Source organism: Sporosarcina sp. GTC18466 (assembly GCF_055389225.1).
In genome coordinates this window covers 1,112,790-1,128,442 of record NZ_AP044037.1, presented here as the reverse complement: position 1 = coordinate 1,128,442, position 15,653 = coordinate 1,112,790, and the positions used below count along the sequence as shown (strand labels likewise).

The 15,653-nt window shown below is 51.9% G+C and carries 15 protein-coding genes; 11 read left to right on the top strand and 4 right to left on the bottom strand.

What is annotated here, in order from left to right; all coding sequences use genetic code 11:
• Positions 1 to 210 precede the first annotated feature (210 nt).
• Positions 211 to 444: a hypothetical protein gene (locus ACZ5FK_RS05605; RefSeq protein ID WP_464806920.1), complete on the top strand. Its 234-nt coding sequence runs from the start codon at positions 211 to 213 to the stop codon at positions 442 to 444.
• A gap of 114 nt (positions 445 to 558) precedes the next feature.
• Here ACZ5FK_RS05605 and ACZ5FK_RS05600 read toward each other — a convergent pair whose 3' ends face one another.
• A complete protein-coding gene (locus ACZ5FK_RS05600) occupies positions 559 to 1,551 on the bottom strand; it encodes a thermonuclease family protein (RefSeq protein WP_464806919.1) in 993 nt (330 codons plus the stop codon).
• Between the two features lie 209 nt (positions 1,552 to 1,760).
• Here ACZ5FK_RS05600 and ACZ5FK_RS05595 point away from each other — a divergent pair, with 209 nt between their 5' ends.
• The 5 genes from ACZ5FK_RS05595 to ACZ5FK_RS05575 all read left to right on the top strand — a co-directional run bounded on the left by ACZ5FK_RS05595 (position 1,761) and on the right by ACZ5FK_RS05575 (position 5,612).
• Positions 1,761 to 2,792: a hypothetical protein gene (locus tag ACZ5FK_RS05595; RefSeq protein ID WP_464806918.1), complete on the top strand. Its 1,032-nt coding sequence runs from the start codon at positions 1,761 to 1,763 to the stop codon at positions 2,790 to 2,792.
• Positions 2,789 to 3,076 carry a hypothetical protein gene (locus ACZ5FK_RS05590; RefSeq protein ID WP_464806917.1) on the top strand — a complete coding sequence of 96 codons (288 nt, stop codon included), beginning with the start codon at positions 2,789 to 2,791 and terminating at the stop codon, positions 3,074 to 3,076. The genes ACZ5FK_RS05595 and ACZ5FK_RS05590 overlap by 4 nt, the downstream gene beginning before the upstream one ends.
• 147 nt (positions 3,077 to 3,223) lie before the next feature.
• Positions 3,224 to 4,825: a gamma-glutamyltransferase family protein gene (locus ACZ5FK_RS05585; protein WP_464806916.1), complete on the top strand. Its 1,602-nt coding sequence runs from the start codon at positions 3,224 to 3,226 to the stop codon at positions 4,823 to 4,825.
• A gap of 126 nt (positions 4,826 to 4,951) precedes the next feature.
• Positions 4,952 to 5,347, top strand: a complete 396-nt coding sequence (locus ACZ5FK_RS05580; RefSeq protein WP_464806915.1) for a hypothetical protein — start codon at positions 4,952 to 4,954, stop codon at positions 5,345 to 5,347.
• Between the two features lie 31 nt (positions 5,348 to 5,378).
• Positions 5,379 to 5,612 (top strand): hypothetical protein, encoded by a 234-nt coding sequence (locus tag ACZ5FK_RS05575; RefSeq protein WP_464806914.1) that lies wholly within the window; start codon positions 5,379 to 5,381, stop codon positions 5,610 to 5,612.
• A gap of 42 nt (positions 5,613 to 5,654) precedes the next feature.
• Here ACZ5FK_RS05575 and ACZ5FK_RS05570 read toward each other — a convergent pair whose 3' ends face one another.
• The 3 genes from ACZ5FK_RS05570 to ACZ5FK_RS05560 form a co-directional block, all read right to left on the bottom strand.
• A complete protein-coding gene (locus tag ACZ5FK_RS05570; protein ID WP_464806913.1) occupies positions 5,655 to 7,634 on the bottom strand; it encodes a methyl-accepting chemotaxis protein in 1,980 nt (659 codons plus the stop codon).
• Positions 7,635 to 7,826: 192 nt separating this feature from the next.
• Positions 7,827 to 9,809 (bottom strand): methyl-accepting chemotaxis protein, encoded by a 1,983-nt coding sequence (locus tag ACZ5FK_RS05565; RefSeq protein ID WP_464806912.1) that lies wholly within the window; start codon positions 9,807 to 9,809, stop codon positions 7,827 to 7,829.
• Between the two features lie 252 nt (positions 9,810 to 10,061).
• Positions 10,062 to 12,044, bottom strand: a complete 1,983-nt coding sequence (locus ACZ5FK_RS05560; RefSeq protein ID WP_464806911.1) for a methyl-accepting chemotaxis protein — start codon at positions 12,042 to 12,044, stop codon at positions 10,062 to 10,064.
• Positions 12,045 to 12,147: 103 nt separating this feature from the next.
• Between ACZ5FK_RS05560 and ACZ5FK_RS05555 the strand changes: the two genes are divergently transcribed.
• The 5 genes from ACZ5FK_RS05555 to fliT all read left to right on the top strand — a co-directional run bounded on the left by ACZ5FK_RS05555 (position 12,148) and on the right by fliT (position 15,610).
• Entirely contained in the window at positions 12,148 to 12,855 is a 708-nt protein-coding gene (locus ACZ5FK_RS05555) for a gamma-glutamyl-gamma-aminobutyrate hydrolase family protein (protein ID WP_464806910.1), read from the top strand.
• 105 nt (positions 12,856 to 12,960) lie between these two features.
• Entirely contained in the window at positions 12,961 to 13,326 is a 366-nt protein-coding gene (flaG, locus tag ACZ5FK_RS05550) for a flagellar protein FlaG (RefSeq protein WP_464806909.1), read from the top strand.
• A gap of 13 nt (positions 13,327 to 13,339) precedes the next feature.
• A complete protein-coding gene (locus ACZ5FK_RS05545; protein ID WP_464806908.1) occupies positions 13,340 to 14,809 on the top strand; it encodes a flagellar hook-associated protein 2 in 1,470 nt (489 codons plus the stop codon).
• A 49-nt stretch (positions 14,810 to 14,858) separates the two neighbouring features.
• Positions 14,859 to 15,260, top strand: a complete 402-nt coding sequence (gene fliS, locus ACZ5FK_RS05540) for a flagellar export chaperone FliS (RefSeq protein ID WP_464806907.1) — start codon at positions 14,859 to 14,861, stop codon at positions 15,258 to 15,260.
• On the top strand, positions 15,257 to 15,610 hold the full coding sequence (gene fliT, locus ACZ5FK_RS05535) for a flagellar protein FliT (protein WP_464806906.1): 354 nt from the start codon (positions 15,257 to 15,259) through the stop codon (positions 15,608 to 15,610). The genes fliS and fliT overlap by 4 nt, the downstream gene beginning before the upstream one ends.
• The last annotated feature ends 43 nt before the right edge of the window (positions 15,611 to 15,653 follow it).

Genomic DNA, 15,653 nt, shown 5'->3' with positions numbered 1-15,653 from the left:
TAGATATATAGAAAGTTACAGATAAAAAGGATACATTTTGTTGAAAAATATTTTTATCGACGGCTGAAACACCTGACAGATTTCCACAATCCGTTACGCTTATTTCCGTTTTTATGGTAGAATGAACAGACGAAGTTGAATCTTTCTCGATTAGGATATATGACAACTGATGATTTGCATAGATAACATAAAATTAAGGAGGAGTGCGGCATGGGCCAGCCAGTCACGCAGGAAGTGATCCTGCAAGCGATTCTGGAATTGTCTACGCAAGTGAAGGAGAACAGGGAAGAGTGGAAGGCGGATATAGCCGAAATTAAAGAGTGGATGGTGAAGACGGACGAGCGTCTTGAAACGATCGATGCGAAAATGGACGTCTTCACGAAAGGGCTGCTGGATACGCAGGCGGAGGTTGTGAAACTGAAGAAGGCTGTGTTTTACAACTGAGGAACCTAGGTGTAAGGCAGATTGTAAATCGTTGAAACTTCTTTATCGAACACTATAAGAAACGAAAAAGCGGATTGCCCTCTACCCGGACAATCCGCTTTTCCTTATGCCTGTTTACCGCTCACACGCAAACCCATCCTTATCCCGGTCCATCTTCGCCTGGTATGCGGGATGGCCTTCGGGCACGCCGCTCGGATATTTCTTGCGCAGCTCGGTGCAGTTCTGGAACCATTCCGTGCCGCTCGCGTTCGCGACCGGCTTTTTCGTGCTTTCTGCTGGCTTGATCGCTGACGAAGATGCAGGCGGTTTAGCGGCTGGTTTCTTCACTGGAACCGCGCTGCTGTCAAAGCCTGAATCCGTCGCATAGTTCTCGACCGACCAGATGCCGATGCCTTTCTTTTTCGCCGCTGCCTGAGATTCCTCGAACGGCGTCAAGTGCCGGGTGTTCGGGGGGTAGACATACGCGACGCGGGCGAGGCCGGCTGCGAGCAACGATTTCTGGACGCTTTTGCCGTCGACATAGACATAGGCGAGGAGACGGTCATATTTGTCGAACCGTTCCCCGACGTCGAATTCGAGTGTCAGTTTGCCGCTGTTGACGAGCTGCCGGTTCATCTCTTTGGCTTCTTCGCCGAACGGCTGCTTGCCGAGGCGCGGGTGGTTCGTCTCCGGCGTGTCGATGAGCAAGTAGCGGACGTTCACTTCCTGCCCGTTGTATAACACTTTGATCGTGTCGCCGTCGATCGTTTTCACGAGTTTAACGGGGACTTGCGCAGTGGTCCCGGACGTCTCGACTTTCTGAGAGCTTGACGGTTTATCTGCTCCGGCTGATTTTTTGCTATCGGCAGACGGTGCAGCTGAGCCTGGCTGTTTTGACTGTTCTTCAGTGGCGGCAGGTATTTCTTCTTTTGTCTGTCCGTCCTGTTCTTCCTGCATGGAGGAAACTTCAGGTTTCCCTTGTATGTCGGCTGGAATGGAACAGCCGGCCAGAACTGCCAGCAGGCTGCTGCATAACAGGGCTGTTGCGCTTGCTCTCACGTTTTTTGATTTGTGTCTGATTCTCCATATTGCTGTCCAAACATAAAATAGGCTCATTAAGTCTTTCAATCTGTCATCCTCCTGGTTGCTGTCGTAAACCTATCTGAAATTCTAGCAGGGAATCCTATGTAAGTATAGCGTGAATGTATCTATGTGCGATCGGCTTCCGGCTAAATTAAGGATGGGGAAAGATCTTTATTAGCAAAAGATCTGGCTGCACTATATACTACATATAATAAGACATTGAGAACGGAACAGACAGAGAGGGGGTGTGCTGGATGGCTGACAAATTAAAGGTCAAATTAGAAGGACAACATCTGGATGGCGGGCGAATTCCAGTGGATATTCTGTCGAGAGTCCTCAAATCTGTTCAAACTGCCGTCTATGCACTCGGAGAGTATGAGCAGTCAGAGAATGCCTCGGTGCGCCAACGCGGGCCTGTACCTAAGAGAATAAAGGATCTTTATACACTTGAACTGATCAATACGGAGAAAGGATCGTTTATTGCTGAGCTGGACTTTCCGGCGGACGCGCAGGGCAGCAGTCATTCCGGCACGTTTTCCCTCTTTTATGATGCATGGGAAGCAGCCGGTTCAGCAGATCGAAAAAGGATGAGTGATCTATTGCCTGATCGTGCAGTGAGAGATCGCTTTACGAAGTCGGTCATTGAAATGCTGCCAGCGAATGATGACTATACTATTTCCTTCGCTCAAGGGCCGCGCGGATATACGGCTCCTCTTTCTGTTTCACGCAAAGCAGAAGTAAGTCGATTACTGAGCAAACCTCTTGAGGGGATACGTGAAGTTGTAGGTAAAATTGTTGAAATGAAAATCTTAGGCGACTCCTATATTGGTGTTTATCAAAACTCAAGAATCATAAAATGCTTTTCGTCCGACCTTGACAGTCCTGCATACCAGGCAATTGGGAAAGAGGCCATCATTAAAGGGGAAGCTCTCCTGAACCAGGACGGGACAATCAAGGAACTTATATCAGTTCAAGATATACTGGTAGCTGAACCAGGCAAGTTGCATATAGAGGATTTTATCCGAAATGGCAAGCACTATAAAATGTGTGAGAATTTCTTCGTTGAACTGGATTATTCCGAAGATTACTGGAATATTGAGCATGATCTTCTTGGCATCTATATCAGTGAGCCCAGTTTGTGTAACACAATGGATGCCCTTTATGAGGAGATCGAATTCTTGGTCAATGAATACTTGGATAGTCCTGAGGCAGAACTGACACTGGATGCTGTTCAATTGAAGGAGACCCTCCATCAGTTCGTGGAAAGCGTGGTGGAGATGCAGTGACCACTAGAAAAGTGAAAGAGATAGAAGCATCGTTAGGAAAGAAGGGGTTTCAACTCATTCAGTCCCATCATCGCTTTTACGTATTATATGTGGATGGTAAGAAAACGTCGATACGCACACGTTTGAGCCATGGAGCGAAAGAATATGATGATCACTTGCTCGGCCAAATGGCCAAGCAAGTGAAATTGCCGAAAGAGCAGCTGATTGCTTTAATCGACTGCCCATTAAGCGAAGAGGATTATAAAACGATTTTACTAGAGACCGGGAACTTGAAATTGAAATAGGACAAGCAAATCGCCATGCATTCGGTAGCACATCGCCGGATGCTTTTTCTTTTGTTTCGTAAGCCGAAATACCTCTATCCAACAACCTTGGAATCCATTATACTTAAAATAATCAAAACATTACATAACCGACTGGGGGAACTGCAAGTGGATTATTTATACAACCCGTATCCGACTGTCCGGCATGCCGCTTTTGCGCGCAAAGGGATGGTCGCGACATCACAGCCGCTAGCTGCACAGGCTGGCATCGAAATCATGCAGAAGGGCGGCAATGCGATTGACGCGGCGATCGGGGTGGCGGCCGCCTTGACGGTTGTCGAGCCGACGTCGAACGGCATCGGTGGAGATGCGTTCGCGCTTGTCTGGGTGAACAATGAGCTGCATGGGCTGAATGCTGCAGGGCCTGCGCCTGAAAAGATGACGCTGGAAGCCATGAAGGAAGCGGGGCACGAAAAGATCCCGACATACGGCTTCACGCCGATCACGGTGCCTGGGGTGCCGAAAGCATGGGCGGAGCTTGCGAAACGGTTCGGCAAATTGCCGCTCATCGAGTCGCTCGCCCCAGCCATCCGCTACGCGGAAGAGGGATTCCCGCTGACGCCGATCCTCGGAAAGTACTGGCGGATCGCCTACAATAAATTCAAGGCGCAGGAGTCCTCGGATTTCGATGAATGGTTCCGGACGTTCGCCCCGGACGGCAGACCGCCTGAGACCGGGGAGATGTGGAAATCGCCGGGACACGCGCGGACGCTGCGCTCGATCGGCGAGACAGGCGGCGAATCATTCTACACAGGAGAGCTTGCGGACAAAATCGCTGCCCATGTCGAGATGAACGGCGGATACTTGGCGAAGTCGGATCTCGAGACGTACAACGTCGAGTGGGTGAAGCCGATTTCGACGGATTACAAGGGGTATGACGTCTGGGAAATTCCGCCGAGCGGGCAGGGGATGATCACGCTTATGGCGCTGAATATCTATAAGGAATTAAGCCCCGCCGTCCCGAATACGGTGAAGACGCTGCATGAGCAGATCGAGGCGATGAAGCTCGCATTCATCGACGGGAAGGCGTTCATCACGGAAGAGGCGGACATGCCGGTTGAGACGGAGCATTTATTATCGAAGGACTATGCGGAGAAACGGGCGGCGCTCGTCGGGGAACGGGCGGCGCTGCCGGAGCCCTATGAGCTGCCGAAAGGCGGGACGGTGTATCTCGCGACAGCGGACGAAGAGGGCAATATGGTGTCGTTCATCCAGTCGAATTACATGGGCTTCGGCTCAGGCGTCGTCGTGCCGGGAACAGGGATTGCGCTGCAGAACCGCGGCGTCGATTTCTCGCTGGATCCTAGCCATCCGAATGTGCTGAGACCAGGCAAGCGTTCGTATAATACGATCATCCCGGGCTTTTTGTCGAAGGACGGGGAAGCGATCGGGCCGTTCGGGATCATGGGCGGTTTCATGCAGCCGCAAGGGCATTTCCAGGTCGTCGTCAATACGATCGATTATGGACTGAACCCGCAGGCGACGTTAGACGCGCCGCGCTGGCAGTGGGTGGAAGGCAACCGCGTGCATGTAGAACCGAATTTCCCGAACCACCTGGCGCAGGCGCTCGTGCGGCTCGGCCATGAAATTGTCCCGACGCTTGATAACGGCTCGTTCGGGCGCGGCCAGATCATCTGGCGCAACCCGGAAACAGGGGTGCTCGCCGGAGGGACGGAGTGCAGGACGGACGGAACGATCTCGGTCTGGTGATCGCTGTTGACTATTCCTCCCCTTCTATTATAGTAATAAGAACGTATGTTTCCGTTTTACATGAAGCGAAAGTATTCTTTTCGTGTTAAAATGGAGATACGGAAAAGGGAGAGGGAGGATCATTCATTGAACAATGAATTGAAAGAGATGCTGGAGTCGGTCATTCATACTGCCTTGGAACCTGTTATAGAACGTTTGGACAAACTGGAGGGCCGGTTTGATAAGCTGGAGGGCCGGTTTGATAAGCTGGAAGATCGCTTTGATGCGCTGGAAGGCCGCTTTGATAAATTGGAAGTTGAATTCAGCTCTTTCAGGACAGAAGTGAACACCCGCTTTGACAAGCTTGAAGAGAAAGTGGACGGCATTACGAAGCAGGTCGCTTCGAATACGGAAGTAATTAGCGAAATCCGAGGCCGGCTGGCGCAACACAAGGACCTGACAATCCCTTTTGAGAAAATGGAACAGCGGATGGACGAGTTCGCTTTGGATATGAAAGTATTGAAAAAAGCAGTCGCTTATTAAGCGGCGAGCCCGGAAAGGAGGGTGACGACGGTTGCAAGAGAACGTGAGCAATGAAATGATCCTGCAGGCAATCATGGAGCTGTCCGGCCAGATGAGTGAGATGCGGGCGGATATCACGGTTTTGAAACAGGACGTCGCCGAGCTGAAAGAGAACTACAACCGGCTTGACGAGAAGGTCTCCCGGTTCGATGATAAGCTAGAGCTATTGACGGATGATATTATCGAAGCGAGAGTCGAGATCAAACGCCTTAAGAAAGCGAAATGAAAAAATCCCGCCCGGCTGCTGCCGATGCGGGATTTTTCTCTATTACACAGTAAACCGTTCGATCGCTTTGCTCAGTTCCTCGCTCAGCTCCGTCAGCGTCACCGCTGCATCGGTCACCGACTGGATGGCGCGGAGCTGCTCGTCCGTCGATGCGCTCACTTCCTCGCAAGCGGCCGCCGCTTCCTGGGCTGCGGCTGCCATGCCTTGGATCGTGCCTGATACTTCGTCTTTATGGGACGAGATGTTTCCGATTCCGGCGTGGACCGCTTCGATCGACTCGCGCATGGACGCCATGAGGGAAGACAGTTTGCCGAACGTCGTTTCAGTGTCATGCACGACGATGCTCTGCTCATGGAACGTCTCTTTCGTCTCGGACATCTGGGTCGAGACGAGCCTTGATTCATGCTGAAGCTCCACCATTGCGGCTTTCACTTCCTCTGTCGCGCGTGCCGATTGTTCGGCGAGCTTGCGGACTTCGGATGCAACGACCGCAAACCCTTTGCCGTGTTCGCCGGCACGCGCCGCTTCAATGCTTGCGTTCAATGAAAGCAGGTTGGTCTGCGTGGAGATATCCGTGATCGTCTCCATGACGCCGCTGATCGCCTCGACTTTCACGTCAAGAGCTGCAATCACTTCTGCCATCGCAGCCATCTGATCTTCCCAGCTGCTGAAGGCGCCCTTCAGCTTGCCCATCTGCTGCTGACCTTCCTTGTTCATGCCGTCCGCTTCCAGGGCGATCGTCGACATCGTATCCGCTTTGCCGGCAATGTCGTTGATCTGCCAGCCGAGCTGCTCGGACTGGGCAGCCGCCGTTTCGCCGGATTCCGCAGAGTGGGCAGCGCCCCCAGCGATTTCACTGACCGCTTTGGACACTTCGGCGCTTGAAGCGGATGTCTCTTCAGCGACAGCGCTCATGTTCTCGGAGCTTGCGAGGACATTCTGCGCCGTGTCATTGACAACCCGGATGATGCTGTTCGTGTTTTCAACCATCGTATTGAAATCATTGCTCAAGTCGCCGAGTTCATCTTTTGTGCGGATCTCGGAACGGACTGTCAGATCACCGCCTGCGACCGCCTGCATATGCCCCTTCAACACGCCGACAGGGCGGAGCAGCCGGCTCGTCAGCAAGTACAGGATGACCGAGAAGAGGATGATGCAGATGAACCCCAGCACGTTCATGGAAACGAGGATGCCGTTCGCTAATTGATTGACATCTTTAAGATTATAGATTGCTGAAATCTTCCAGCCGACGCGGGGGATGGTTGTATACACATTCACCCGGTCGTTTCCGTCATGTGTGTAAAAGATCGAGCCGCTCTCTTTGTCCTTGTACATCTTCGCGATATACGGCAGGTCCATGAGGTTTTCGCCGACGAGGGAAGGGTGCACCATCGCGACGCCAAGGCTGTCGAACAGCACCGGATAGCCGTTGAACCCGAGATCGGTTCCCGTCAATGTTTTGCTGAGTTCATTCATTTTAATATCCAGGCCGAGCACGCCGACGAGCTGGCCGTCTTTTTGAACGGCTTTCATCAGGCTCACTTCATAGTCGCCGGAAAGACGGTCGATATGCGGGTCCGACCAGTGGACGGCCCCCGGTTCAGCCGCTGCTTCCTTATACCAGTCAAAGCTTGTCGGATCATAATCGCTGTCGAGCTCGACCACTGGCGACGTCAGCATCTCCTTCGTCGGCAAGGCGAGATACAGGAGGGACGCATCTGAATGGATGTTCAGGAATGACTTGAATTCATCGTTCAAGATGGATGGATTTTGCTTGTCTCCTGCCTGATATTCCTGAAGCCACGTCGCTTCGGACAGCTGCGTCAGCCCTTTCTCGTACGAATCGAGGAAGCGGTCGATATGCGCGCCCGTTTCGGTGACGAGCGCCTCGCTCTGCTGAATGAGGCTCTCCTGCGTGCCGTCTTTAATCTTCAGGTTCGTGTATGTCGTGATCGTCCACACGCTGATGATGAAGAGCAGGATGACAGTGACGATAATTTTGGTCTTGATGGATTTGAACATATGGGTCTCCCTTCGAAATGCATGTCATGCGTGATGCAGATAAATTACTCAGTTAGCTGTACTAAATATTTTTCGGATATAATGACAAGATATTTAGGGGTGTATAAATAAACTATTGTTCTTATTTTTTCCTCTTTTTCCTTCATTCACATAAAAAAGCACCAGGACGGATTGTCGCTGGTGCTAAGTTGGTTATACGTGGAAACGCTCAATCGCTGTATTCAGTTCTTCGCTCAATTCCGTAAGCTTGACAGCCGCATCCGTCACCGACTGGATGGCGCGGAGCTGCTCGTCGGTTGACGCGCTCACTTCCTCGCAGGCGGCCGCCGTCTCTTCTGACGTAGCAGCCATCGTCTGGATCGTGGACGCCACGCCGTCTTTTTGGGAAGTGGCTTGGCTGATGCCCTCTGTCACGGAAAGGATGGAGGCCTGCATGGATGCCATCAAGTTGGAAAGCTCCTGGAAGGTCGCTTCGGTCGCTTCGACGATTGTGCCCTGCTCGCGGAATGTGCTGACGGTCTCTTCCATCTGACGCGACACTCCGTTTGATCCGGTCTCCAGTTCCGTCACGGTCTTGCGGACTTCTTCGGTCGCCCGGACGGACTGCTCCGCCAGTTTCCGGACTTCCTCGGCGACGACTGCGAACCCTTTTCCATGCTCGCCTGCGCGTGCCGCTTCGATGCTGGCATTCAGCGCCAGCAGGTTGGTCTGCGAAGAGATCCCTGTGATTGTGTCCATGACACCGCCGATTGCCTGCACTTTCTCGCCAAGGTCGGAAATCACACCGATCATTGCGCGCATTTGATCGCCCGTTGTGTCAAATGACTGTTTCAGGCTGTTCATCTGGACTTGGCCGTTTTCATTCATCGAGACGGTCTGTTGCGTCATTTCAGCCATTTGTGCAGCTTTTTCATTGATATCATTGATCTGCCGGCCTAACTCATCCGCATTCTCCGCCACCGTTTCCGAGTCTTCCGCCGATTTCGCGGCGCCTCCGGCAATTTCCGCGACGGCGCTTGCGACTTCCGTGCTTGCGGCATTCGTCTCTTCCGCGACCGCACTTAGGTTTTCGGAGTTCTCGCGCACCTGGTCTGCAGAAGCCTGAACGACCGTGATGATGGAATTCATATTGTCGATCATGTGGTTAAAGTTCTTCGACAATGCACCGAATTCATCTTTCGATTTGACTTCGGAACGGACGGTCAGATCCCCTTGAGAGACCCGGTCCATCAGCTTCTGCAGTACGCCGACAGGTTTTGTCATCCGGCCAACTGTTACAAATAGTGCCGCCACAATGATCACAAGAACGATGAGCGAGATGACGAGCATCGTTAGCTGAAGATGATCCGCTAGGCCGTACAGGTTGTCCGTTTCATAGACGGCGCCCATTTTCCAGCCGTAGCCGGGTATTGTGTTGTAGGCAATGACTTTCTTGTGGCCATTTTCATCGGTGAAACGGGCCGTACCGCTTTCATTCGAATACATTTCCTTGAAATATGGCATATCTCCAAGGTTTTCGCCGGCTCTTTCAGGATGCACAAGGGCCGTCCCGTTTTCGTCCAGCATGATCGTATACCCTTCGTAGCCGACAGCGCTGTCCGCCATCTCTTTTGTCAATTGGGCGAGGTTGATGTCGGCTGCGAGGACGCCGGCCAGTTTGCCATTCTTCATGATTGCCTGAGAGGCGGTGATGACGTATTCGCCCGTAGTGAAGTCCTGGTAGGGTTCTGTCCAGTTCAGTTCGCCGTTGGCCTCAACTGCGTCCTGATACCATGGCCTCGTTGTCGGATCGTAGCCCGTCAGCTCTTTCTCAGGAACGAGCGCCGAGTATTTGGACGGGGTTGAATAATAGATGGCGGAGACATCCGGATAAATTGAGAGGAACTCCTGAAATTGCGTCTTGACGTCCGCCGGAATCGAATTTCCGGTAGCCGGCTCCCGGAATGATGTGATCAGATCCGAGGAAGCGATGAGACGGACGCCCGTCCCATACTTGTCCATGAAGTATTTCGTGCCGTAGCTCATCTCGCTTACAGTGCCCGCGGTCGTCTCCATAATGTCCTCGTAGGACTGCTTTTTTGTCTGGTCATTGATCATATATACCATCAATGAGATGCCGATGATGAACAGCAGCACGACCGTGCCGGTTATTTTTGTGCGGATCGAGGTAAACAAGGATATCAATCCCTTCTAGATTTCTTATATTTATGTCATATATTATTATTCGGCTGAAAATCTTAAAAGTGAATAGCATGCTTGATGAAATTTTACTTGGTACTGAACAGCCGTTCATGTGAAAGCGTTTGCAAGGTAATGTTAGAAGGAGAACTTTAGGATAATTGTTATTTTAATATAACGGACGAGTGAGAAATGTTGGAAGGGGGATGATAGGAAAAAGGCACCGGGGGATTCCCGATGCCTGGCAAGTCACACTGTAAAGCGCTCGATTGCTGTATTCAGTTCTTCACTCAATTCGGTAAGCTTGACGGCCGCTTCCGTCACGGACTGGATAGCGCGGAGCTGCTCGTCCGTCGACGCGCTCACTTCCTCGCAGGCCGCAGCTGTTTCTTCGGCGGTTGCTGCCATCGTCTGGATCGTGGAGGCGACTTCGTCCTTTTGGGATGCGGCACGGTCAATTTCCTGCGTCACCGCATCAATGGAATGCTGCATGGACTGCATCAGCGAGGTCAGCTCACGGAACGCGGTCTCCGTCTCATTGACAATCTGCCCTTGTTCCCTGAATGTCTCGATCGTTTCTTTCATCTTCATGGAAACGCTGCTTGAGCCTTCTTCGAGTTCTGTCACCGTCTTGCGGACATCTTCGGTTGCCTGCCGCGACTCTTCGGCCAGCTTGCGGACTTCCTCTGCGACAACAGCGAATCCTTTGCCATGCTCGCCGGCGCGCGCCGCCTCGATGCTGGCGTTCAGCGCAAGGAGGTTCGTCTGCGCGGAAATGTCAGTGATCGTGTCCATGACGCCGCGGATCGCCTGGATCTTTTCGCCAAGATCCGTGATCACTTCAATGGTGGACCGTAAGTTTTCTGCGGATGAATCAAAGGAGCCCTTCAATTCACCCATCTGTTTCTGTCCGCTATTGTTCATCTCGACGGTCTGCCTTGCGATGTCCGACATTGTTTCCGCTTTGCCGGTCACTTCGTTGATCTGTCTGCCGAGGTCGCTTGCCCGGTCTGCAGCCGACTCGGAATCTTCCGCTGACTTCGAAGCGCCGCCTGCGATTTCCGCCACCGCATTCGCCACCTCCGCGCTTGACGCACTGGTTTCCTCTGCGACCGCGCTCAGGTTCTCGGAATTCGACCGGACATGGTCTGCTGAAGAGCGGACGACAGAAATGATGGCGTTCATCTCTTCCGTCATCCGGTTGAAGTAGTTGCTCAACTCACCGATTTCATCTTTCGACTTGATCTCGGAACGGACGGTCAGATCGCCTTGCGCGACGATATCCATCAGCCCGCGCAGCGAAGCGATGGGCTTTGTCGTTTTCGTGATCGACACATACAGGCCGGCGACGATGATGGCTAGCGTGATCAGTGCGATGATGAATAATGAATTCCGGAGTTCATGGGCCATCGCATATAGTGCATCGACTTCATACACAGCCCCCATTTTCCAGCCTGCACCGGGAAGGGTCGTGTAGTTGACGACTTTCGATATGCCGTCTTCATCCTTGAATTGGACTGAGCCTTTTTCGTCGCTATACATCGCTTTGATAAATGGAAGATCGTTCAAGCTCTCGCCGGATCTCGTAGGATGCGAAATGGCGATGCCGTTCTCGTCTAGCATGATCGGATAGCCGCCGTAGCCCACTTGTCCTGCAGAGAGCTGCTCCGTCATGCTTGACAGGGCGATATCGAGGCCGACGACTCCTTGGAGCTGCCCATTTGCCAAGATCGCTTTGGAAGCGGTGATGACGAACTCGCCAGTCGCTTCATCGATGTATGGCTCCGACCATTGCACGGCATCCGGCGCTGCTGCTGCCTTTTCGTACCAGGGACGCACCGTCGGATCGAAACCGGAGAGGTCCACGTAGGGGTGGATGAACGTATATTTGGACGGCAGTGAATAATACACTGAAGTGGCGTCTTCATATACCGCAAGGAAATCGGTGAACTGTTCCTCCAGATCCGTTTCAGTGACAGGTGAGGAACGCAGACCGGAAAATTGATTCACTGTAGTGGATGTTGCCAAAAAGTCGATCCCTTTGCCGTATTGCTGTAAAAAGTATTCAGTCCCGTGACTCATTTCAGTTACTATCGCTTCACTGGAGTCCATTGCATTTGCGTACGATCTCTTTTTCGCCTGATCATTCGTCATGAAGATCATGAGCGCAATGCCAAGAAGAAAGAGGAGGACGACGGGCAAGGTGATTTTCATCCGGATGGAACGCAACATAAAGAGTTCCCCTTTCTATAGTAAGTTATCTATTTATTTATTCGGCTAGGAAAAGGGGAAGTGAATAGTATTTGAAAACATTTTATAGAAGGAGTGTTGTTAAATGAGACCAATTATTGGAATTACAACTGATAGAGATGGTGGATTGGGCAAAGTGATGTTGAACCAAGCGTATGTGGATGCAATTTGGCAGGCAGGCGGAATGCCGTTTTTGATTCCCGCGGGAGTGGAGGCGGACGCGGAGCGTGTGGTTGAGAAGCTCGACGGCCTGCTGCTGCCGGGTGGCGGGGACATCGATCCGGCGCTTTTCGGGGAGGAACCGTCATTGCACCTCGGAGCTGTCGCGCCAGAGCGGGATTCGCTGGAAAACGCAGTTGCGAAGGAGATGCTGGCTCAAGACAAGCCGGTGCTCGGCATCTGCCGGGGGATGCAGGTGCTCAATGTCCTGCTCGGCGGCTCCCTTTACCAGGACCTCGAGAGCGAATATGGCGGAAAACTCATCCAGCATAAGCAGAAAGCGCCGAGGAGCCATGCGACGCATACCGTGAAAATACGGCCGGGGAGCAGGCTGGAGAAATGGGGCGGAGCGGGCGAGATCCGTGTCAATTCATTCCACCACCAGGCGGTGAAAATGGTCGGCGAGCCGTTTGATGTATCGGCGAAAGCGCCGGACGGCATTGTCGAAGCGATTGAAAGTGCGGAACATCGATTCGCAGTCGGTGTCCAGTGGCATCCCGAAGAACTGGCTGGCGCCGGGGACAGGACGGCCCAAGCCATCTTTAAAGCATTCATAGAAGCATGCTCCGTGTAATGGAAGGCTTTTCGCCTTCCATTATTTTTGGTTATCCCCTTAACTTCATAAGGCATTTGCCGATACTAGGAATAACGAAGATCATTGCCAGGGAGGATTGGGAGTATGGTAGGTCGAATTGGGGGAACTTTGCCGCAGCCGGTCGCGTCAAAAGGGGAAGCGGGCGTGCAGGAAGCGGAGATGGCAGTTGCCAGCGTGCAGGCGATCAGCAACACGGAAAACCGCGGCGAAGAGGAACGGGCATTGCCGCTGGAGAAAGCGAGACAGATGATTGGCAGCATGAACAATTTCCTGGAGGGCGCAGGCACACAGCTCCGTTTCAGACTGCATGACGAACTGAACGAATACTACGTAACGATCGTCGACTCACAAACAGACGAAGTCGTCCGCGAAATCCCTTCCAAAAAGCTCATGGACATCCATGCAGCCATGAAGGAATTTGTCGGACTGCTCATCGACCGAAAGATCTAAGGAGGCTACATACATGCGAATCAGCGGACTCGCGACCGGGATGGACACCGAGCAAATCATCAAAGATATGATGAAAGCGGAGCGCATCCCGCTCGATAAGATTACACAGAAGAAACAGTACTTACAGTGGCAGTTGGATGATTACCGCAGTATTAACCGCAAACTGTGGGACTCTGCGAATAACATAGCGGACACAGTTGGACGCCAAGGGACTTTTATGAAAAAGTCTGTCAGTATATCAAATCCCGATGCGGTTAATATCAAAGGGCTTGGGGGCTCTAATGAGTTTTCGGGAACGATTGAAATAGGCCGTCTTGCTACTCAAGCGTCACTACGAAGTGGCGAATTGAAAAAAAATCTCTCTCCGGCAGATGTAGATAAGGAATCTCTTGGCTTAAGTGCTGATGGAAAGTTTACAATTCAAGCTCCAAATGGCGAGGAAACTGAGATATCCGTCACAACGGCAGACACAATCGGTTCTGTTCTGTCGAAAATCAATAAATCAAATGCAGGCGTTACCGCATTTTACGATTCATTTACAGGAAAGATTGCGATGACGGCTAAAGACAGTGGAAGCGGCAAAACGAATGGTGAAATAATAATAAAAGATCAAATCGGAGATGCCGCTGCCCAGCTGAAACTGACAACTGCTGAACACACTGCAGGGGTAAATGCTGAATTTACATTTAATGGGTTGACTACTGAGCGCAGTTCCAATACATTTACGATAAACGGTTTTGAAGTGAACCTTAAACAAGTCACAACAGGACCAGTCACTTTCAGCTCTGCTCCTGACACCGACAAAATCGTCGAAACAGTTGTTAAGTTTGTGGATGATTATAATAAAATGATTGATGAGCTGAATGCGAAAATTAGGGAACCGAAATATCGAAGCTACCAGCCGCTCTCTGATGAACAAAAGAAGGACATGAAAGAGAAAGAGATTGAACTATGGGAGGAAAAGGCAAAGAGTGGTACCCTGCGCAATGATCCTTCTATCTCAAACCTTTTGACCACTCTGCGTCAGGCGGTAAGCGAACAGGTGAAACTTTCTGATGGCACGTCTATTAGCTTGAAAGATATCGGAATTGAACAGATTAAGGATTTCAAAGAGAATGGGAAGCTTCAAATCAATGAGGATAAGCTTCGCGAAGCCATTACGGAAAATCCTAACCGGGTAGCTGAGCTGTTCTCCAAGTCATCGACTGAAACGGATAAAGGCGGCATTGCTCAACAGTTCAAGAAGGCTATGGACGACACGAGGAAAGTTCTTACCGAAAAAGCCGGTACGAGCGGTGCAGTCAGCGATACGTTCGCACTCGGCCGTACAATGAAAACAATCAATAAACAAATCGAGCGTTTTGAAGAACGCCTGAAGATGACAGAAGACCGCTACTGGAAGCAGTTCACGGCAATGGAACGTGCGATCCAGCGGGCAAATGCACAGTCAGCAAGCTTGATGAATGCATTTGGCGGCGCGTAATTGATTCCTTTAAATCCATGGAATTCCCTTTAGAAGGAGACAAGCAATAATGGCAATTAACAATCCGTACGCAACGTACCAGAACAACTCGGTGAACACATCGACGCCCGGCGAATTGACGCTTATGCTGTACAACGGTTGCCTGAAGTTCATTCAGCAGGCGAAGAAGGCGCTCGAGTCAGGCTCGATCGAGGAGAAGAATACGGCGACGCAGAAGGCGCAGGCGATCATGTCGGAGCTGATGGTGACGCTTGATACGTCGGTGCCGGTCGCTGAGAACATGATGGTGCTCTATGAGTTCGTGAACAACCGCCTGCTCGAGGCGAATATCCAGAACAACATGGCGTACTACGATGAGGCGGCTACGATCGTCACGGAGTTCCGCGACACGTGGAAGCAAGTGATCCAGATCAACCGGACGAAGCAGTACGCCGGCATGGATGAAGTATGATCCGCCCTGCGATGGAGCAGTGGCGCGGGATTTCACTGGAGCTGCTCAAGCTTGCGCAAGACGTGTCAGATGACCGCCGGGATGCGGTGATCGAAGATGTCGACCGGCTTCTTGATGAGCGGGACCGCCTGCAGCAGGACATCCAGCCCCCGTTCACGCCGGAAGAGGAAGCGCTCGGCAAGGAGCTCGTCGGGCTGGAGCAGCGCGTGCTTGCGGCGCTGACCGATTTCACGAAGGCGATCCGCTCGGATATCACCGCGGCGCAGTCGAAGAAGGAAAATATGAAGAGCTATGTCAATCCGTACGCCAAAGTCGGCCGGGACGGCATGTTCTATGATACGAAGCAATGACGAAGAGCGGCGGGAATCCATCTGATTCTCCGCCGCTGTTTGT